The organism is Synechococcus sp. W70.1, from assembly GCF_047461515.1.
Lineage (GTDB): Bacteria > Cyanobacteriota > Cyanobacteriia > Thermostichales > Thermostichaceae > Thermostichus.
Window position 1 is genome coordinate 186,007 of record NZ_JANSHH010000013.1, and the last position, 18,887, is coordinate 204,893.

14 protein-coding genes are annotated in these 18,887 nt (G+C 62.3%); 7 read left to right on the forward strand and 7 right to left on the reverse strand.

The window, feature by feature from the left end:
* Positions 1–262: 262 nt before the first annotated feature.
* Entirely contained in the window at positions 263–5,110 is a 4,848-nt protein-coding gene (locus tag NW808_RS02990) for a translocation/assembly module TamB domain-containing protein (protein ID WP_414420232.1), read from the forward strand.
* Positions 5,111–5,230: 120 nt separating this feature from the next.
* Here the strand turns inward: NW808_RS02990 and NW808_RS02995 are convergent, their stop codons facing one another.
* From NW808_RS02995 to NW808_RS03005, 3 genes are all read right to left on the reverse strand, one after another.
* Complete coding sequence (locus NW808_RS02995) at positions 5,231–5,515, reverse strand: hypothetical protein (protein ID WP_414412205.1); 285 nt, start codon at positions 5,513–5,515, stop codon at positions 5,231–5,233.
* Between the two features lie 14 nt (positions 5,516–5,529).
* Positions 5,530–6,366 carry a hypothetical protein gene (locus NW808_RS03000; protein ID WP_414420233.1) on the reverse strand — a complete coding sequence of 279 codons (837 nt, stop codon included), beginning with the start codon at positions 6,364–6,366 and terminating at the stop codon, positions 5,530–5,532.
* Between the two features lie 268 nt (positions 6,367–6,634).
* Positions 6,635–8,083: a carotenoid oxygenase family protein gene (locus NW808_RS03005; RefSeq protein ID WP_414420234.1), complete on the reverse strand. Its 1,449-nt coding sequence runs from the start codon at positions 8,081–8,083 to the stop codon at positions 6,635–6,637.
* Positions 8,084–8,243: 160 nt separating this feature from the next.
* Here NW808_RS03005 and ffh point away from each other — a divergent pair, with 160 nt between their 5' ends.
* From ffh to recF, 3 genes are all read left to right on the forward strand, one after another.
* Positions 8,244–9,677, forward strand: coding sequence for a signal recognition particle protein (gene ffh, locus NW808_RS03010; RefSeq protein ID WP_414420235.1), 1,434 nt, complete (start codon positions 8,244–8,246; stop codon positions 9,675–9,677).
* Between the two features lie 9 nt (positions 9,678–9,686).
* Positions 9,687–10,139, forward strand: coding sequence for a tRNA (cytidine(34)-2'-O)-methyltransferase (locus NW808_RS03015; protein WP_414420236.1), 453 nt, complete (start codon positions 9,687–9,689; stop codon positions 10,137–10,139).
* A 228-nt stretch (positions 10,140–10,367) separates the two neighbouring features.
* Complete coding sequence (gene recF / locus NW808_RS03020) at positions 10,368–11,492, forward strand: DNA replication/repair protein RecF (RefSeq protein WP_414393779.1); 1,125 nt, start codon at positions 10,368–10,370, stop codon at positions 11,490–11,492.
* On the opposite strand, the gene NW808_RS03025 is transcribed toward recF, so the two are convergent.
* Positions 11,489–13,048, reverse strand: coding sequence for a YifB family Mg chelatase-like AAA ATPase (locus tag NW808_RS03025; protein ID WP_414420237.1), 1,560 nt, complete (start codon positions 13,046–13,048; stop codon positions 11,489–11,491). The genes recF and NW808_RS03025 overlap by 4 nt on opposite strands.
* A 190-nt stretch (positions 13,049–13,238) precedes the next feature.
* On the opposite strand from NW808_RS03025, the gene NW808_RS03030 reads away from it, so the two are divergent.
* Positions 13,239–15,101, forward strand: coding sequence for a peptidase M3 (locus NW808_RS03030; protein WP_414420238.1), 1,863 nt, complete (start codon positions 13,239–13,241; stop codon positions 15,099–15,101).
* Positions 15,102–15,145: 44 nt separating this feature from the next.
* Positions 15,146–15,979, forward strand: a complete 834-nt coding sequence (locus NW808_RS03035) for a DNA adenine methylase (RefSeq protein ID WP_414420239.1) — start codon at positions 15,146–15,148, stop codon at positions 15,977–15,979.
* A gap of 10 nt (positions 15,980–15,989) precedes the next feature.
* Here the strand turns inward: NW808_RS03035 and NW808_RS03040 are convergent, their stop codons facing one another.
* Positions 15,990–16,421, reverse strand: a complete 432-nt coding sequence (locus tag NW808_RS03040) for a hypothetical protein (RefSeq protein WP_414420240.1) — start codon at positions 16,419–16,421, stop codon at positions 15,990–15,992.
* Positions 16,422–16,607: 186 nt separating this feature from the next.
* Between NW808_RS03040 and NW808_RS03045 the strand changes: the two genes are divergently transcribed.
* On the forward strand, positions 16,608–17,135 hold the full coding sequence (locus NW808_RS03045) for an adenine phosphoribosyltransferase (RefSeq protein WP_414346831.1): 528 nt from the start codon (positions 16,608–16,610) through the stop codon (positions 17,133–17,135).
* A gap of 12 nt (positions 17,136–17,147) precedes the next feature.
* On the opposite strand, the gene NW808_RS03050 is transcribed toward NW808_RS03045, so the two are convergent.
* Both NW808_RS03050 and NW808_RS03055 read right to left on the reverse strand, forming a co-directional pair.
* Complete coding sequence (locus NW808_RS03050; RefSeq protein WP_414346830.1) at positions 17,148–17,708, reverse strand: hypothetical protein; 561 nt, start codon at positions 17,706–17,708, stop codon at positions 17,148–17,150.
* 65 nt (positions 17,709–17,773) lie between these two features.
* On the reverse strand, positions 17,774–18,868 hold the full coding sequence (locus NW808_RS03055) for a glycosyltransferase family 4 protein (protein WP_414420241.1): 1,095 nt from the start codon (positions 18,866–18,868) through the stop codon (positions 17,774–17,776).
* Positions 18,869–18,887 lie beyond the last annotated feature (19 nt).

Genomic DNA, 18,887 nt, shown 5'->3' on the forward strand with positions numbered 1-18,887 from the left:
CCCTACTTACGTGGTAGCTCACACTGCCCTGCCAGAGGGATCCCCCCGGCAAGCTGGGGGTGTAGACAAACCACCCGTGGGCCTCATTGTAGAGGGCTGGATCAAGCAATGTCCATGGGCAGGGGATTGCGGCTGGGAGTAGGGATTTCTTCTCTCTGGCCCCTCATGGCAAGCCAGGAGTCCTTGGGTAGGATGGGGGCAGCTTTGGCTATCCCCAAGGAGGGCTTCTCAAGGGGGGTGCTTTGGATCCTGAGGGTAGGTGTTGGGCGAAGAGCGACGCAACAAAGAGGGTGAAGTGCCGCAGCAACCCTTTCCCCTCTCCTACAAGACTTGGGCAAGGATAGGGGCGAGCCTGGGTTTGGGCTTGACGGCTGCCGCCTTTGGCGCTGCCTGGGGAACTGGCATCTACTTTCAGAACCAAGTGCTGCCCCAGGTGGAAGCTGCCCTCTCGCAGGCGATGCGCCGGCGGGTGGAATTGGGAGAGGTGAGGCTTGTGGCTCCCTGGGGAGTGCGGCTGGGAGAAAGCTTCATTGAACACTTGGCCAGCATTGGCTCTATTGACCTCAGCCCCGACTTCTGGACGTGGCTACAAACCGGCGAGTGGGTGCTCAATGTTACCCTGAACCAGCCCCAGTTGCTGCTCATGGAAACGCTGGATCGCGGCTGGGCAGACGTGCAGTTTCAACTGCCTCAAGGGGAGGGATCCCTGCCCTTGCAGGGGTTGAACATCCGTTTGCGGGGGGGATCCCTGACGGCCATCCCCTTAGTAGGGGAGCGACGGCAGTTCGAGGGGCTGCAGGGCCAGGTGCAGGTGAGGCTGAGTGCCCTGCCGGGGGAGAAAGCCGGAGGACGAGCCAGTTTCCAGCTTTCGGCGGTCCTGCGCCCGCTGGCAGGTAGAGGGAGGTACCCTCTGCAGTTGCGGGGGGTGGCGGATTTTGCCCAGGTTTCTGGTTCGGTGACGGTTGCTGCTGCTCGCCTGCCTTTGGATCTGCTGCCCAGCATCTTGCCGGCAGCGCCTTGGGCGGAGGTGGAGGGGGAAGCTAGTCTAGCTCTGCAAGTCCTTTGGGGAGGAGAAGGGATGCCGTCCCGCTTGCACAAACGCCCTTTGGAGTTGGCGGGGCAAGCCCAAGTTCAGCAGGCGCGACTGAGGCTGGAGAGGTTGCCTCGTCCTTTTGAGGAGGTGAGGGGCTCTGTTCGCTTTACCCTGGAGGAGCTGGAACTGGAGGGGATAAGCGGCCGCTTTGGCCAGCTTGCTTTTGAAGATCTCAACGGCTCCATCGCCTTCAGCGACAAGGGGTTGGATCTGCAAGCCGCCATCGCCCCGGCCAGCCTGCAGCAAATCCAGGAGACTTTCAACTTCAAGCTGCCAGTGGCGGCAGAAGGGGTGGTGGCGGGATCCCTAGCGGTCACCGGCCCCCTGGAGGGGCCGCAGATCCAAGGGCAGTTGCAAGGGATCTCGCCAGGTCGGGTGGATCGCCTGCCGGTGCCGCAATATGCTTTTGGCTTCCGCTTAGCCGACCAGACCTTGGCCTTTGAGGCCATTGACTTGCAAGCTGCAGGCGGACGCCTCGAGGGATCCGGCCAACTGCAGTGGGCTAGCGGCTTGGCAGGCCAGTTGGATCTGCAGGTTACCGCGGCCGACGCGGGGCAGGTGCTGTCCCTCTACGGCGTCAACCTGCCACAGAGGGGCAAGCTGCCTTGGGCGGGGCGGGTAACTGCTCAGGCCCAGGTGGTGCTGGCAGGATCCCAGCCCCAGGTGGAGGCCACTTGGGAAATCCAGGGGGAGGAGCTCGCTGGAAGAGGACGGCTGCAGATCCTGCCTGGCAGGGACGGCTGGGTGGTGGAGGTGCCCCAGGCAGTGTTGGCCGTAGGGGAGGGCCGGATCCAGGCGGCGGGGCGGTGGGAGGCAGGACAGCTCCAGGCGCAGGTGGTTCCTCAGGCTGTGCCGCTGGCATTTTTCAACCCACACTGGCCCGGATCCGTTTCTGGGGAGCTGACGGCGCAGGTGGATACAGGGGAGGCGGCGGAGGTGGGTCTCCTGGCGGCGCTGCGGGCGCAGGGATCCCTGACCCTGTCGCGGCTTGGGGAGGAAAATGGGCTAGTTGACTCCATTAGAGGCCAGGTGGCCTGGGATGGCAGGGGCTTGGCAATCCGAGCAGCAGAAGTCTTGGCCGACACCACCCGCTTGGGCAGAGTAGAGGGGCGCATCCTCGCGGATCCGCAGACCTTGCAGGTGGGGTCTCTAGATCTCAACTTTGCCGCTGACGGGATCCCCCTAGCCAAAGTGCCCGGCTTGCCGCCGAGGGTGGCAGGAGTGCTGCAGGGATCGGGGCGGCTCCGCGGATCTCTGGACAACCTGCAGGTGGCCGGCGAGGCCAAGGTGCGCGGCTTGCGGGTGGGAGAGGTGGCCTTTGCTGACTTGGCCGGGCCCTTTCAGGGGTCTAGCCAGGGGATGACAGTGGAGCTGAAGGGGACGCGGGAGCGACTGGCGCTGCAGTTGGATCCCCAGTTTCGGCCCTTGCAGTTCGAGCTGCAGCTGGGCGAGGGGGAACTGCGCGGCCAACGCCACCAAGGTAAGCTTCAGGTGGCGGCGAACCGCTTGCCGCTGGCTCTGCTGGGGGGAGTGGCTGCTGGGCCGTGGGCCAGTCTGCAGGGGAGCCTCGATGGGGAGGTGACCGTTGACCTGGCAAGCGGCGCTACCCAGGGACGGGCAGCGGTGGCAGATCTGCGGCTAGGGGGGATCGAAGCCCAGGGCCTCTCCGTGGATTTCGCTTACCGTCCTGGAGACAGCTCCAGCCCCTCTTGCCTGACCATTGCCCAAGCCCAACTGGAGTTGTTCAAGAGCACCTACACCGCCAGCGGCACCCTGGAGCTGCCGGCGGCCTCCTTCCAGGCTGCTTTGAAGCCCGCCTCGGCGCTTCCCGTTCCGCAAATTGACCTGCAGATCCGCACCCGCCAGGGTCGCCTGGAAGACATTGTCTCTGCCTTTAAGTGGCGGCAGTGGCAAGACCTCACCACCCGCGGCCTGCAATTGCCCCCGCTAGGCCCCGCCACCGTGCTAGAGACAGAGCCGGTTGGCCTGCCCGGTTCTCCCCTGCTGCAGCAATTGGAGCACTACGCCCAGGTCCTGGCCGCCCACCTGGAGGCCTTGGCCAGCCGCATGGATCCCCGCATCCCGCCACCCACCAGCTTGCAAGGAGAATTCCAGGCCAGCCTCAGCTTGGTTGGCAGTCTCGACCAGCCCAGCGTCAGTTTTCACCTGGAGGGCTGGAATTGGCAAGCAGAGGAGTTTGGGGTCGAAAGCCTCACCGCTGCCGGCAGCCTAGTCGAGGGGGCGGTGGTGCTACAGCCGCTGCTGTTGCGCAGTGGGGAACGCCAAGCCCTTTTCACCGGCAAGTTGGGTCTGGAGGAGCAGTCGGGATCCCTGCAAATTCAGGGGTTTCCTCTGGCTTTGCTGGATCGCTTCTTGCCCGAGGGGCTGGAACTCCAAGGGGATCTCAACTTGGATGTGGAACTAGCGGGCAACCTGCGGGATCCCCGGGCCCGCGGCTCCCTGACGGTGGTGAACGCCCGGATCCACCAGGTGCCGCTGCGGGAGGTGAAGGGGCAATTTGACTACAACCAGGGTCAACTGCGTCTGGAGGGTGCTCTCCTAGCCAACAGCGACGAGCCAATCCGCCTTTCCGGCCTGGTGCCCTACACCCTGCCCTTTGCCCAAGTGCGGGCTGCCTCGGATCAGATTGACCTTACCCTGCAAGCCAAGAAGGACGGCCTGCGCCTAATCAACCTCTTCACCGACCAGGTGCGCTGGGAAGGTGGCCAAAGCCAACTAGAGCTGGCCATCCGCGGCACCTTGCAAGAGCCTAGCCTGCAGGGAAACCTCAACCTCAGCTCCGGGATCCTCAAGCTGGCTGCCCTGCCGGAGCCTATCACCAACCTAACTGGCCAAATTGTCTTTAACCTCAACCAATTGGAGGTGCGGGAGCTACAGGGACAGGTGGGGGGTGGATCCCTGGTGGCTCGAGGGGTTTTGCCTGTCAACTCTCGCGGCGCCCTGCAGATGGACGAAACCTCGCCACCCCTAACGCTGCAGCTGCAAGGGATCCAGCTCAACCTGCCCAATCTCTACACCGGCCGCTTGGAAGGCAGCGTATTGGTGGAAGGCTTGCTCTTGCGTCCTTTGCTCGAGGGTCGTCTAGAGGCCTCCAATGGGATTATCGAGGTCAGCCCCCGCCAAGCGGCAGCTCCCGCCGACTCGACTCAGGCAGATCCCTTCTGGCAGCCGCGGCTGAACGGGCTGGAGCTGGTCTTAGGGCCCGGGATCCGCGTGCAGCGCCCCAACCTGTTTGAATTCAACGCCACCGGCAGCTTGCGCCTGTTCGGCACCCCCTCAGATCTCCGCCCGGCGGGCACTATCGCCCTGGAGCGAGGCCGCGTCAGCCTGCCCATTGCCAACTTTCGCCTGGATCGCTCCCGCCCCAACACCGCCACCTTTGACCTGGACAACCCCTTCGATCCTTTCCTCAACCTGCGTCTGGTGACCCAAGCCTTCGAGGTCTACCGCTTTCCCCAGGAGCTGTCTCCCTTCGACACCAACCGCAACCTGCCGGGATCCCAGCAGAGCATCGAGATCTGGGCCACCGTCAACGGGCGGGCCAGCCAGCTTGCGGCTGCAGATCCCCGCAACGGGGTTTTGACGCTTTCTAGCAGTCCCAGCAGATCCCCAGAAGAGATCGTCGCCCTGCTAGGAGGAACAGCTTTGGCCCGACTCAACCCAGAAGCAGGGGTGGCCGGGCTGGCGGGAACGGCCCTACTCAACGATGTGGTGGAAACGCTGGGGGACACCCTTGGCCTGGATGAGGTTCGCCTCAGCCCCGTTCCCCCAGTTGACACCCGTGCTCCCAGACGCTCCTCGGTGGGCCTGGTCCTGGAAGTAGCCCGCGATCTGGGGCCGACCACTTCCGTCTCCGTGCAACGCAACCTGACGGATCCCTTGCAGCCCACCCGCTACAGCGCCCGCTACCGCCTCAGCGACCAAACCCTCACCCGCGCCAGCACCGACTTCCAGGGCAACAACACCCTTTCCATCGAGTTTGAGACCCGATTTTAAACCTACTAGAAGAAACGGACGTGCTAAGTTGCTAGCTTGTTTCGTTGGCGAGGTTGCCCAGGGTGCCACAAAGCTGCTCCGCAGCACTGTCCCGAAGGAGGGCTAGAGGAAAGCCCTAACTCACTCTTCTTCTGGCAACTTGGGAGGAGGCTCGTTCCACTTAGGCTCGTCCAGGATAGCTTTTTTGGTTTGTTTGAGTTGTTTCCACAGCTTTTTAATTTGGCGGTAGGCTTCTTCTGGGGTAATCTTGCCCCCTGTCTCTAAGCTACAAATTAGGGACACCTTATGGCTGAATTCTTGTAAATTGGCATCAAAAACCAAGTTCTGCGGCTTGACCTCGCCCCAGTAGGGGTAGCGGGGGGAGATGAATTCATCTTTTCTGGGAGGAGGGTTTGACTCTGTCATGGCGAAGGTAGAAACTATGGACGTTTCTTCTTAGTGGGCTTGGGAGGTTTGGCTGCCTTGGCGGGATCCAGCGGCAGGCCAGGTTGACTGGGGAGCGGTTGTTGCGCGCGCCTTGGGGCGCTGGGAGGTTTCTTCTTGGGTTTGGAAGGGGAAGTTGAACGTTTTGCCTGGGGCTGTGGCCGCTCTCTGGGCACAGGGCCAATAGGAGTTGCCGACTCTATGTAGAGCTGGGAGCCGCAGCGGCGCGCCTGCAGATCCCAGAAGATACCTACTCCTTTGCCTGGCAGGGATCCAAGGAGGCGCAACTTAAAAGCCTGGGGCGCTGCCGGCAAAGCCGATCCTGCTTGCTGCTGGCTCCCCGGACTAGCTACTTGCTGGTCGCTGGAGCTAGCGGCTGGCAGGGGATGAGTAGGGGAGGGCAACTGGGGATGGGAGCGGCGAATTTTGACGATGATGAACCCTCTCTCCTGGGATTGAAAAACGACCTCGCCGCGAATGGAAAACCAGTCCGGCACCACCCTTGGGCAGGATCCCTCGGGCAGGGTTTGGCCCATCTCCTCTGGGGCCCAGACTCCCATCAGCTGGACGTGGAGATTTTGGCCTTTGTCGCGGGTGCGGGGATAGACCACCCACAGGTAGTTGCGCTCCGGCCTTAGGTACTTGCGCACTAGGCTCATCACCCGGCCCAGGAGGACAGCATGGATATCCAGACCATCTGAGGTGCGCAAAACCCCCCGCGTAAAGCGATCTGGGGAAGGAATATACTGACCCTCAATGAGGCCAATGGCCCGATACTGCATCACTTCCCCTGGGGGAGGGATGGGCTCTAGGCAGGGTCGCTGTCTTGCCACCGTTGCTTTTTCTCCCGACGTGGCGGCATCACCTAAGTTGAAGAAGGTAGAGGCTACTCCCCCCTCTGAGACCGGCAGATTGCTAACGCCAACCGTTGCTTCTATAGTCCAGAGGAGCTCTTTAGCTCTGCGACTGGGCTTAGCCCATGGAGGGAAGGTTCCAGACCAGAGGACATTCTGACACCCCCCCCCCGAGGAGAAGTTTGGCCCCTAGCCCCACACCTCCGCCGACCATTATAGCCTCACACCTGCTGGGGCGGACAGGGCTCTAATCCGGCTCAGCCCAGAGGCAGGGGGTAAAGCTGCCGTGAAGGCCATAGGGAAGGTGATGCCGCAAGGGGATCCGCGCCACTGGACCGGCTGCCAGGTTAGCGGCTTCTAGGATCGCCACCTGCGAGCGCTGACTGGCTGCATCAAAGACCACTGTTACCACCCATCCGGCTTCCTCCGCAGCGTCTTCAGGATCGGGGATGAATACCGGCTCTCCCACGAAGCCGCGGGGGGCAAAGCTGTACTGCTCGCTGCGGCCTGTTGCGGTGTCTAGCTTGAGGATGGCCTGCAGGGGTGCGTTGGGGCCGGGAGCATGGGTAGCGCCAACATAGAGGTAGCGGTGGGGTCGGCCAACGCAAGCCGGGTGGATAGCCGGGAACTCCACCGAACGATCCAGAAGCAGCTCCCGCTTGACTTTGCCTGCCTTGGGATCCAGCTCAAACCGCCATAGCTTGCCCGCTGGCACCTGGGCAAAGTCAATCTGCAGGTAGTCGGCTCCGGGCTCCAGGGCGGGGTAGGTCTCGTAGACGACGGCATCGACCAAGATCTTTTCCCCCACCTCGTAGCCGTTGACAAAGTGAAAGACAAACCCCGGCTCCGTTTCCAGCTGCAGCGGCTTTTCCTTGGGAGGAAATAGCCAGATACGGGTAGGCTCCCCTTTTTTAAGGGTCAGGCAAGTGCCGGCTGGCTGCAGGCCCAGCATGTAGGGCCAGGGGTTGAAGGCCACAGGATTTTGGAAGAAGATCCAGTGGCGGGGCGTCCAGACAAAGTCGTGCAAAAAGGCAAAATCTGGCAGGCGGTAGTCCCACTTTTCCACCAGCCGCCCTTGGGGGTCAATGCGGTAGAATAGAAGCGTAGAAGGGGGGCCCGTCCGCACCCCAAAGGCCAGGAGATCTCCGGTTTCTGGATGGCGGCGGGGATGGGCTGTAAATGGCTGATTAGGAGCAAGGGCACCGCCAAAGGTCTCGACCCCCTCGGTGGCCAAAGTGGCTGGGTTTAGGCGGTAGGGAGCGCTGGCTTCCCAAAGGGCTAGGAGCTTGCCGCCGTGGTAGATGACGTTAGTATTGGCCGGATTTTTAAAGCGCAAATCGAGAAAATTGGCCCACCAGCCTCCTGGCTTCTGGGTGCCGAACACGCCGCGGTAGAGGACTCGGCCAGCTTTTTCCTCTGCCTCAAACTCCGGTGTGCGCACAAACCGGTTGCGGAAATGCACCCGCCCTCCCACAAAGGTGATGGCGCAGACCATGCCGTCGCCGTCGAAGGGATGGCCATAGCGCTGGGATCCCGCTTCCAGCTTGCCAGGCCCGTTGCGAAAGAGGGTTCCCTGCAGTCGTTCAGGGATCCGCCCCTCGATCTCCGTTACCCAGTAGTCGTACTCCTGGCGCAAAGAGCGATAGCCCAACTGCCAGTCGGAGATGCTGTAGGAGCAAGAAGCAACGCTGACCATGGCCAGTCTGCAAGCGACGCCTTCTATTGTTGCTTAAACTTTCGTAAAGTCGCTAGCCTTCCTTGGTCCAGGTAGCCGCTGGGGCCGGGATCCCAAGCTGGAGCGGCTCCAACTGGACTATGGTAGGAAATGCCCTAGCAGCCCTTGACTAACAGCACCCATGTTTGATGTCCTTGCCGAAAAGTTGGAACTGGCCTGGAGAAAGCTGCGCGGCCAGGACAGGATCACCGAAACCAACATCCAAGAAGCCCTGCGGGAAGTGCGGCGCGCCCTACTGGAGGCCGATGTCAACCTACAGGTGGTCAAGCAGTTCATCGAGGAGGTGCGGCAGGCAGCCCTGGGCGCTGAGGTGATCCCGGGGGTAACGCCGGATCAGCAGTTTATCAAGATTGTCTACGACGAGCTGGTGAAGGTAATGGGGGAGGCTAACGTGCCCATTGCCCAGGCGGAGCACCCCCCCACCATTGTGCTCATGGTTGGCTTGCAGGGATCTGGCAAAACCACTACTTGCGCCAAGCTGGCTTTGTATTTGCGCAAGCAAGGCAAAAAGCCACTGCTGGTGGCAGGCGACATTTACCGTCCAGCGGCCATCGACCAGCTCAAGAGCCTGGGCCAGCAGATCCAGATCCCTGTCTTCGAGCTGGGCAAGACGGATCCGGTCGAGATTGCCCGCCAGGGGGTGGCAGCTGCGCGGGGACAGGGCTACGACTACGTTATTTTGGATACCGCCGGTCGCCTCCAGATCGACCTGGAGATGATGGCAGAGCTGGAGCAGATCAAGGCCGCGGTGCAGCCCCACGAGATCCTGCTGGTGGTGGACGCCATGATGGGGCAGGAGGCGGCCAACCTCACCCAGGCCTTCCACGAGCGGCTGGGCCTTACCGGCGCCATCCTCACCAAGCTGGACGGCGATACCCGCGGCGGGGCAGCTCTTTCCATTCGCCAGGTTTCCGGCCAGCCCATTAAGTTTATCGGGGTTGGCGAAAAGGTGGAGGCCTTGGATCCCTTTTACCCGGATCGCATGGCCTCGCGCATCCTGGGCATGGGGGATATTCTCAGCTTGGTGGAAAAAGCCCAGGAGGAAATCGACCTGGGAGATGCCGCCGCCATGGCGGAAAAGATGATGACCGCCCAGTTCGATTTCAACGATTTTCTTAAACAAATGCGCCTCATCAAGCGCATGGGGTCTCTAGCCAGCTTGCTGCGGCTAGTGCCGGGAATGAGCAAAATTAGCGACGAGCAGCTGCAAAAAGGCCAAGAGCAACTAGCCCGGGCGGAGGCCATGATCAACTCCATGACGCCAGAGGAGCGGCGCAACCCGGATCTGCTGGCCCGCAGCGTCAGCCGTAAGCGGCGGGTAGCCCTGGGCTCTGGCCACAAGCTGGAGGATGTCAGCCGCCTGGTGAGCGATTTCCAGCGCATGCGCGACATGATGCGCTCCATGAGCATGGGCGGCTTTCCGGGCATGCTGGGCGGACGGGGCCCGCTGCCGGCAGGTGGCCCCCAATGGCGAGGGCGTTCGCAGTCCAGCCGCAAGCCAGACAAAGGGGGGGGCAAAAAGGGGGGCAACAGCCGCGGCTTTGGCAGCAAGTGAGCTGAGCCTATGCCTTTCCACGTCGTCTTGGTGGCTCCGGAGATCCCGGCCAACACCGGCAACATCGCCCGCACCTGTGCCGCTACCCGCACGCCCCTCCACCTTGTGGATCCCTTGGGGTTTCGCCTCTCGGATCGCTACCTCAGGCGGGCGGGGCTAGACTACTGGGAGCACGTCCAACTGCATCGCTACCCCTCTTGGGAGGCCCTGGTGCAAGCCCACCCCGAGGCAAGATTTTGGTGCTTTAGCGTGCGCGGCAAGGCCCTTTACACCGAGGTGGCCTATCAACCCGGAGACTGGCTGGTGTTTGGCAGCGAAAGCCGGGGCTTGGATCCCATGTTCTTGGAAACCTATCCCAGCGTGCACATCCCCTTGAGCGGGCCGGTGCGCAGCCTTAACCTCAGCAATGCAGTCGCCATTGCCCTCTTTGAAGCCCTGCGCCAACAGGGATTTCCCGCCTAAACTTGACAGCCCTACGCCTGCCGCAACAAGCTGCACCCGCCCCAACCCCTGGTTCACTAGCTGACGCAGCTCTAGTGACTGGACTTGGTAGCTGTTGCGTCCAGCAGCCCAGCTTTCTCGGTCAGCCCCTCCTTTGCTGAAGCCGGGTGCTCCTGGTCCTAGGCTAATTGCGTTAAAGTGGAAGCCCTCCTTGGCGAGGGCCGTTCCCCCAAGCCAAAGGCGCACCAAGTGTACCTATGTTTTCTCCATCTGTGGCACTTTCGCAACTACCGGGATCAAGGGATCCCCTTCGAGGCACCCAAGACCATCCTGGTGGGGGAAAACGCCCAGGGCAAGACGAACCTCTTGGAGGCAGTGGAGCTCTTGGCCACCTTGCGCTCGCGGCGGGCCGGTCGCGATCGGGAGATGGTGCAGCAGGGGGAAGAGAAGGCGCGGATTGCCGCCACCGTGGAGCGGCTGGGGGTAGCCCACGAGCTGGTGATGGAGCTACGCAGCCAAGGGGGACGCTCCCTGAAGGTTAACGGCCAGGCGCTACGGCGACAATCTGAGTTCTTAGGGCAAGTGAATGCGGTGGTCTTCTCCAGCCTGGATCTGGAGCTGGTGCGAGGGGGGCCAGAGGCGCGGCGCAACTGGTTGGATGGGGTGTTGCTGCAGCTGGAGCCGGCCTACCTTGGCCTGGTGGAGCAGTATCGCCAGATCCTCAAGCAGCGCAATGCCCTCCTAAAACAGGATCCCGCTGCTGCCAGCGACAGGGACTTGCAGATGGCCTTCTGGGACGCTCAGCTAGCCACCAGTGGCAGTCGCATCATGCGCCGCCGCGCCCGGCTGTTGCAGCGTCTGGAGCCGCTAGCCGCCCACTGGCACCAAGTCATCAGCGGTGGTCGGGAGACTCTCAGCCTCGCCTACCGTCCGCAGGTGCCTTTGCTGGATCCCCAGGCCAATCCCGAAGGGGTTCAAGCCCAGTTGTTGGCGGAGATCCGTGCCAAGGCCGCTGCCGAACGGGCCCTGGGCACCTCTCTAGTCGGCCCTCACCGAGACGAGGTGGAGCTAAGCCTCGACGGACAGCTTGCCCGCGCCTACGGATCCCAGGGGCAACAGCGCACCTTGGTCTTGGCCCTCAAACTGGCGGAGCTGGAGCTGATCGAGCAGGTGAAGGGGGATCCGCCCTTGCTGCTGTTGGACGACGTGCTGGCAGAGCTGGACCTGCACCGCCAAAACCAGCTCTTGGAGGCTATTCAAGAGCGGGTGCAAACTTTGGTAACCACCACCCACCTGGGCTCCTTCGACGCCGCTTGGCTCAAGGGAGCGCAAATCCTGCAAGTGCACAAGGGGCAAATTTCTCCCTCCCCTTAGCTTAAAGCAGGCCGGCCGCGGTCCAGGCTGCGATACTGAATGGCTTCGGCGATGTGGGTGGGGGCAATGGCCTCGGCACCCTCTAGATCGGCGATGGTGCGGGCCACCTTGAGGATGCGGTCGCTCCCCCGGGCAGAGAGGCCCAGCTTTTGGATGGCGCTCTCGAGGAGCTTGCGACAGGGATCCGAGAGAGCACACCACTGCCGCAGGTGGCGGGGCTGCATCTGGGCGTTGCAGTGGATCCCGGGCTCGTCCTGGAAGCGCTGCCGTTGGCGCTGCCGCGCCTGTTCCACCCGCTGCCGCACCGCTTGGGACGACTCGCCGCCCTGAAGGCGGACAATTTCTTCCGGCTTGAGGCGGTTGACCCACACCTGCAAATCAATGCGATCTAGCAGGGGGCCGGAGAGCTTCGACCAGTAGCGCTCCCGCTGTTGCGGCGTGCAGGTGCAAGGCTGAACAGGATCCCCGTAGAAGCCGCAGGGACAGGGGTTGGTGGAGGCCACCAGGGTGGTTTGGGCGGGAAACTCCAGGGAAAGGCGGGCGCGGGAGATGGTAACCTTGCCGTCTTCCAGGGGCTGGCGCAGCACCTCCAAAACCTCGCGGCGGAATTCCGTCAGTTCGTCCAAGTACAAGACACCGTGGTGAGCCAGGGAAATCTCGCCAGGCTTGGGGTAGGGGCCACCGCCCACCAGCGCCACTGCCGAGGCCGAATGGTGGGGAGCACGGAAGGGCCGCTGGGCGATCAGGGGGGTTTGGCCTCCCAAGTGCAGGTTTTGCCGCAGCAGGCCGGCTGCTGAGTAGATGCGGGTGATCTCCAACATTTCCTCCCACTGCAGCCGAGGCAAAATGCCGGGCAGACGACGCGCCAGCATGGTCTTGCCCGCTCCTGGGCTGCCCACCAGCAGCAGGTTGTGCCCGCCGGCTGCCGCAATCTCCAAGGCCCGTCGGGCCTGTTCTTGCCCCTTCACATCGGCCAAATCCAACAGGGGTTCTGGTTCAGTTGCTAGCAGCTGCTCCGGCTGGATCCGCAGCGGCTCAACCCCCTGGGGGTTTTGCAGCCAGCTCACCACCGCCGCTAAGGAGGGCAGCCCGTACACCTGGATCCCTTGCACCAAAGCCCCCTCTGGGCCATTCTCCTGGGGCACCACCAGGCGGCGGATCCCCATCTCAGCGGCACCGGCGGCAATGGGCAGGATTCCGGCCACGGGTCGCAAGGTGCCATCCAGGGCCAATTCCCCCACCAGCAGGGTGTTGGCCAGCGCTTCTTTCTCGATGACCCCGGCAGCAGCCAGAATGCCGATGGCGATGGGAAGATCAAAGCTGGGGCCCTCTTTGCGCAGATCGGCGGGAGCCAAGTTGACGATGATCCGCCGCTGCGGCAGGGCAAAGCCGGAGTTCTTGATGGCCGCCCGCACCCGCTCTTTGGCCTCCTGAACGGCTGTGTCTGGCAGCCCCACTAGGATAATCTGGGGCAAGCCACCGCCCACATCCACCTCCACCGTGACCCGCACGGCCTTGAGTCCCAGGAGAGCAGCAGCAGTGACCTGAGCAAACAAAGGCGTCGCCTCCTCCGGAAAGCTTTTCCACCGAATGATTGTCTCCCGACACCTATCCTGGAGGAAGTACATTGGCTTGTGCAGGCTTATTCCTGGGAAGCGGTGACTCTAGAGTTGACTGGGATCAGAGGCTACTGGGTCTGCTCAGCCGCCAAGCCACGGAGGGGTTGCCCCCATCTCTAGGAGGCTGATGCCAGTGGTCTCTTCTGCTGCTGAACCCCCTTTTGAGCGTTTCTCCAGCTCTGGGCAAGAAGGCGCCCCAGCCTGGAAGGACCTGGAGGAGCAGGTGCAGGAGTTTGCCCGCTGCTACCGGGGGCAGGTGGCCCAGCTCAGCCCACCAGAGCTGGGGAAGGCGCTGCAAGTCTTGTCGCAGCTAACGCAAGCTCTGGCGGCTCAGCTTGCGGAGGGCAGGGAAGGGATCCCGGCTACCTCTGTTCAGATCCCAAGCTGGCGGGATCTGGAGCGGGCTATCTCCCTGCAAAGCCACTTGCTGTTTTTCTCTCTAGAGCTGCAGTCGCTGTTGGCTGGTTCCCCCGACGACTCTGCCGCCGAGTTGCCGCCAGAGGATGGGCGCTTGGATCTTTTAGCTGCTGCCCATGTCGAGCCGCGGCTACGCCCCTTTCGTCAGTTTCTGTGTGGCCTCCTCCACCAGCGGGGTCACCGACAGGCGGAGCCTCTAGAGCGCTTACTGCACCAGCAGCGCCTGGCTGGACGCTTGGCCTGGCGGCAGTTGTGGCAAGTCACCCTCAGCTCCCTCGGCGACCAGGGCCTGTTGCCTCCCCAACAGCAGTCAGCTAACACCCTCGCCCACCTCCAGAACCTGCAAACCCATCCCAGTGCCGAGGTTCGCTGGGCGGCCTACCAGCGCTTGTGCCACCATCTGGAAGCCCATGCGGAGCTGGGAGGGTTTATTCTCAGCATCCTAGTTCGCGACCACCTCTGGGAGGCCCAGTGGCGGGGCTACGATTCTGCTGCCGACCTTTACCTGGCTCGCCACGGCCTCAGCCAGCCCTTTTGGGAACATCTGCTGGACGGGATCCACGATCGCTTCGACCTGTTCCAGCGCTACTACCGCCTGAAAAGCCGCGCCATGAGCCGCTCCATTCGCCTCTGCGACCTCTACGCACCCTGGGGGGAGCCCGTCCCACCTCTTGCTGCTGCCGAGGCCACCTCCCTAGTCTGGGCAGCCCTGCAAGAGTTCTGCCCTGAGTGCGCGGCCCACGCCAAACCCTGGTTGCTGGAAGTCAGCTCCAAACGGGAGGCACCCCCTGGCGATCCAGAGAGGCCATGGCCAGGAAGTGAACCCCTTGCCTCCCTGCTGCAAGCCCTTGAAGCCCTCAGCCGGCGGCTCCGGCCTGAGGAGCCTCGAGTTTGGCTGGATCTGGAGGAGCTGCAGGGATCTGTCCAGCCCTCCTGGGAAATTCGGGTGCATACCGCGTTTTTACAGCAGGTGCTGCTAGACTACCTGCTTGGAGCGGCACGGGGTACACCGGCACCACCCCCTCTTCGAAATCGTGCAAGCGGGCTGGAGGTCTTTACCTTGGCCCAGGCCCTCTTGATTCACCACCTGGAGGCGCAGTTACAGGCCGTGTTTTACCAGAGCCTAATTGCCCGGCTGGAGCTGCTCCTCTATCGCTCGGAGAACACCGCTCCACTAGCTTCCTCCAAGGCCAGCCCTACCTCCTGGGTCGGCGAAGAGTGGCTAAAGCTGATCCAGGAGCTGTGCGGCGATGCGGTGGAGCTGTTGCCGGAAGACCAGTTCTGCTGGGTGGGGATGCCGGAGCTGTTTCTGCGACCCTTCAGCGCCCCTCAGGTCAGCCTGGCCAGCCTAGTTGCCCTGGCCTGCCACCGCCAGTATCATCTGTCTCCGCGTACCTTTTTGCCCCGCTACCTAAATTGGCTGGCTAGCCCGCCTGGATCCTTGACTTGGGGAGAATCGGCCCAGTTACTCCAGGTGGACTTGAGCGAGCCGGAGGAGGTGTTGCAGGGGTTGGAGGAACTGGAGCATTGGATCGAGGTGCTGGAAGAGCTGCTGGAAGAGAATCAAGACTAGGGGGCTGCAGCCAGCTGGCCTTTGACGTAGCCGGAAGGAGCTCCTTGCAGAGGGGGAGGGAGCACCTCAAAGCCCGCCCCTTCCTCAAGTGGGCAGGAGGGAAATGGGGGCTGCTAAGCCAGTACGAGCCCTTCTTCCCCCGCGACTGGGGCACTTATCATGAGCCCTTTTTGGGTGGCGGGGCGGTGTTTTTCCACCTGGCCCAGGCTTACCCCGAGCGGGGTTTTGTGCTATCCGACATCAACGCTGACTTGGTCAACGCCTACTGCTGTGTGAGGGATCGGGTGGAGGAGGTGGTGGCACTGCTAGCCTACCACCAGGCCCACCACAGCCGCGACTACTACTACGCCCTGCGGGCATCCAAGCCAGTTGACCCTGTCCAGCGGGCGGCGCGGCTAATTTACCTCAACAAAACTTGCTACAACGGGCTTTACCGGGAAAACGCCAGCGGCGAGTTCAACGTACCCCTGGGCCGCTACCGCAACCCGCGCATTTGTGATGCCGACAACTTGCGGGCTGCTAGCCGTGTCCTGCAACGGGCCAAGATCTTGGTGCAGTCGTTTGAGCAGGTGTTGGAGCGGGCCCAGCCCGGCGATTTTGTCTATTTGGATCCGCCCTACTACCCGGTTTCAGAAACCAGCAGCTTTACCGCCTACAGTCAGTACGCCTTTGGCCAAGCAGAGCAGATCCGCTTGCGAGAAGTCTTTGGGATCCTGGCCAACCGAGGCGTGCACGTGCTGCTGTCCAACTCAGACTGCACTTTTGTGCGAGAGCTGTACAGGGGCTATCCTATCCACACCATCGTAGCCAGCCGCGCCATCAACTGCCACGGCCGCAAGCGGGGTCCCGTCACCGAGGTGCTGGTCTTGTCAAAGTAGCCGGCCCTAGCTACTCGATCACCACATTCTTGGGCCCGCCATTGGGGCGCTCCTGGTTGAAATTGGCCAAAAAGGTATCCGGATCTCGGAGGCTGAAGACCAGCTTTTTGCAGGGTACTTGCAGCCCCAGGGGACCTACCAAGGGAATGAAAAGCATCTTTTCCTGGAGCAGCGGAATGGCGATCACCCCCTGGGTGCTGGTTACCGCGCCAACCAGTCCCTGGAAATCGGTGCGCACGCCCAGGCCGTAGAACCAGGGCCAAGAGAAGCGCTCCCCGCGTCCCAGCTCGCCTAGAGAAAAGGTTTCGTTGAACAAGTTGCCCGCCCGCACTACTAGCTTGTCCTGGAGCAGGTCAACGTAGGCCGACTCACTGCCTACCCCAAACAGCGCCAGGGGCAAACTTGCCAGGGGGTTGGAGTCAATGGCCATGTAATAGCGCATGGGAAATCTCCAAGGTCAGGAACAAAAAGAATGAGCCGCGGCCCCTAGCCTTGCAATTATAATCTCCGGCCTTGCCAGCTTGGCCAAAAGGAAACCCGTTCGCTAAGGCTCTGAGCGGCTATGATGGGTTGCTGGGAGCGGCCTTCTACACCCTTTGAGCTGGCCACTGCTGAGCCAGGAGAACTCATGGATCTGCGCCCCCTTGTCCGCCTAGTGCCCGATTTTCCCAAGCCCGGGATCCTCTTTCGCGACATAACCCCTTTGCTGCAGAATCCAGCGGGCTTTCGGGCCGCTATCGAACAGTTGGCCGCCGGCACTGCCACCATGGGATCCCTAGATTACGTGGTGGGCATTGAGTCGCGAGGGTTTATTTTGGGGGCTGCCTTGGCCCAACACCTGGGTTTGGGGTTTGTCCCCGTTCGCAAGCGCGGCAAACTGCCGCCGCCAGTGCTCAGCCAAACCTACACGCTGGAGTATGGCCAAGACGAGCTCCAACTACAAGCCCACGCCCTGCGCCCTGGCAATCGGGTGGTGATTGTCGATGACGTCTTGGCAACTGGCGGCACCGCCGCCGCCACGGCTGAACTGGTGGCTCAGAGTGGCGCCCAGGTAGGCGGGTTTGCTTTTCTAATCGAGCTAGCTTTCTTGTCGGGCCGCAAGCTTCTTCCTCCACAAATCCCAACCCACGTGCTGATGGTGGAAGACTCCAACTGAGGGATTTGCCCCTCACCGCAGGCGTAGCGGCTGGCGGACGGCTACTTCTGTTGCCTTAGCTTTGGGCAGAGGTTGAGTCAAGGGGCTGAGCTGAGCCTGGGCCTGCAGTTGCTCCTCAATCCAGTCGGCCAGCTCCCGCATGTAGAGGGCCACGTGGGGGGCGTAGTCACGCCGCAGCGGCTCTACCCCTTTTTCGGCCAGGCGGGCCAGGATGACCGGATTGCTTAGCTCTTCGAGAGCGGCAAAGTCTTCTGGCTGGTCAAACCCCAGCTCTGCCATCTTTTCAAACACATATCCCAGCCGTAGGCCCGTAGCCTCGCAGTGGGAAGGATCCCTCGCGACATAGGCAGCGGTGCGGTAGGCCGTTTGGGCAATGGAGCGCCAGGTGCCGCGGTGGATGTGCAGGCTAAGCTGCTGCTGATCCCAGCCCAGGGCTTCCCGCACCAAAAGGCCACAATTGCAGCGGGTGCTATCCCGCCAGCAGTACTCGCGATCCCAAAAACCCCAGTGCTGAGCTTGCAGGCGATCGGCGGTGCGGCGCAAAAGGGCTGCCAGCTCCGGTGTAGGACGCATTGGTCAAGGCGGCAGACGGGATCCCCTCCAGTCTAGGCAGGCAGGCGGCTGGGAACAAGCCGAGCTTAATCCTTTTTTGAGTTGATGGGCTCTGCTTGAGCTTCGGAATCCTCAGAAGACTGTTGCCGCTGGCGATGCCGTTGCCAAGCTCCCCAAGCCACCCCCGCCAACACCAGCGAGGCCCCGCCCAGATAGGTGCCCCCTGCCGGCAAGCCCGCCAAGGCCAGGGCCAGGGATCCCCCCCAGAGGGTCATGGCGTAAATCAGCAGCACCGAATGCCGCTGGGACAGGCCAGCCTTGAGCAGGCGATGGTGCAAGTGGCCCTTGTCGGGATGGAAAGGGGATTTGCCTCTGGCCAAGCGCTTGAGGATCACAGCAGACATATCCAGAATCGGCACGGCCAGGATAAAAAACGGCAGAGTCACCGCCAGGGTGGTCACCCCCTTGGCCACCCCAATGACCCCGATCCCGGCCAGGGTAAAGCCGAGAAAGTAGGCTCCCCCATCCCCCATGAAGATCTGCGCCGGGTTAAAGTTGTAGCGCAAAAACCCCAGACAAGCCCCCCCTAAGGCTGCCGCCAGCATGGCTGCCGCCGGCCGATCCAAGAGCAGGGTTACCATCAGCATCACGACTGCCGCGATCCCCGACACCCCTGCCGCCAAGCCATCCAGCCCGTCCATAAAGTTGATGGCATTGGCCATCCCCACCAGCCACAGCAAGGTAATCACTAGGCTCAGCCATGCAGGGAACGGCCAGATGCCGATCCGCGGCAGGTTGATAAATTCGATGCGCACCCCCACTCCCCAAGCCGCCGCAGCCACTCCAAATTGCATCGCCAGGCGCGAAAAAGGCGACAACTGAAACAGATCATCCGCCAAGCCAATTAGGAAAAACAAAACGCCGCCAATCGTCACCCCCCAGATCTCGTACTCCTGCTCGGGGCGCAGGCCGGCAAAGGCTCCGGCTCCCCAAAGCACAAGCAGCGCCACCAGGTTGCCGAAAAAGATGGAGACCCCCCCCAGGCGCACCATCGGCTGCCGGTGGATCTTGCGCTCGTCAGGAAAATCCAACTGGCCGCTGCGGATCCCGACCGCCTTCACCACCGGGGTTGCCCACAAGACCACACAGGCAGCAGCGAGAAAGGCAACCAAGTAGGGCATGGCAGGCCGTAGCGAGGAT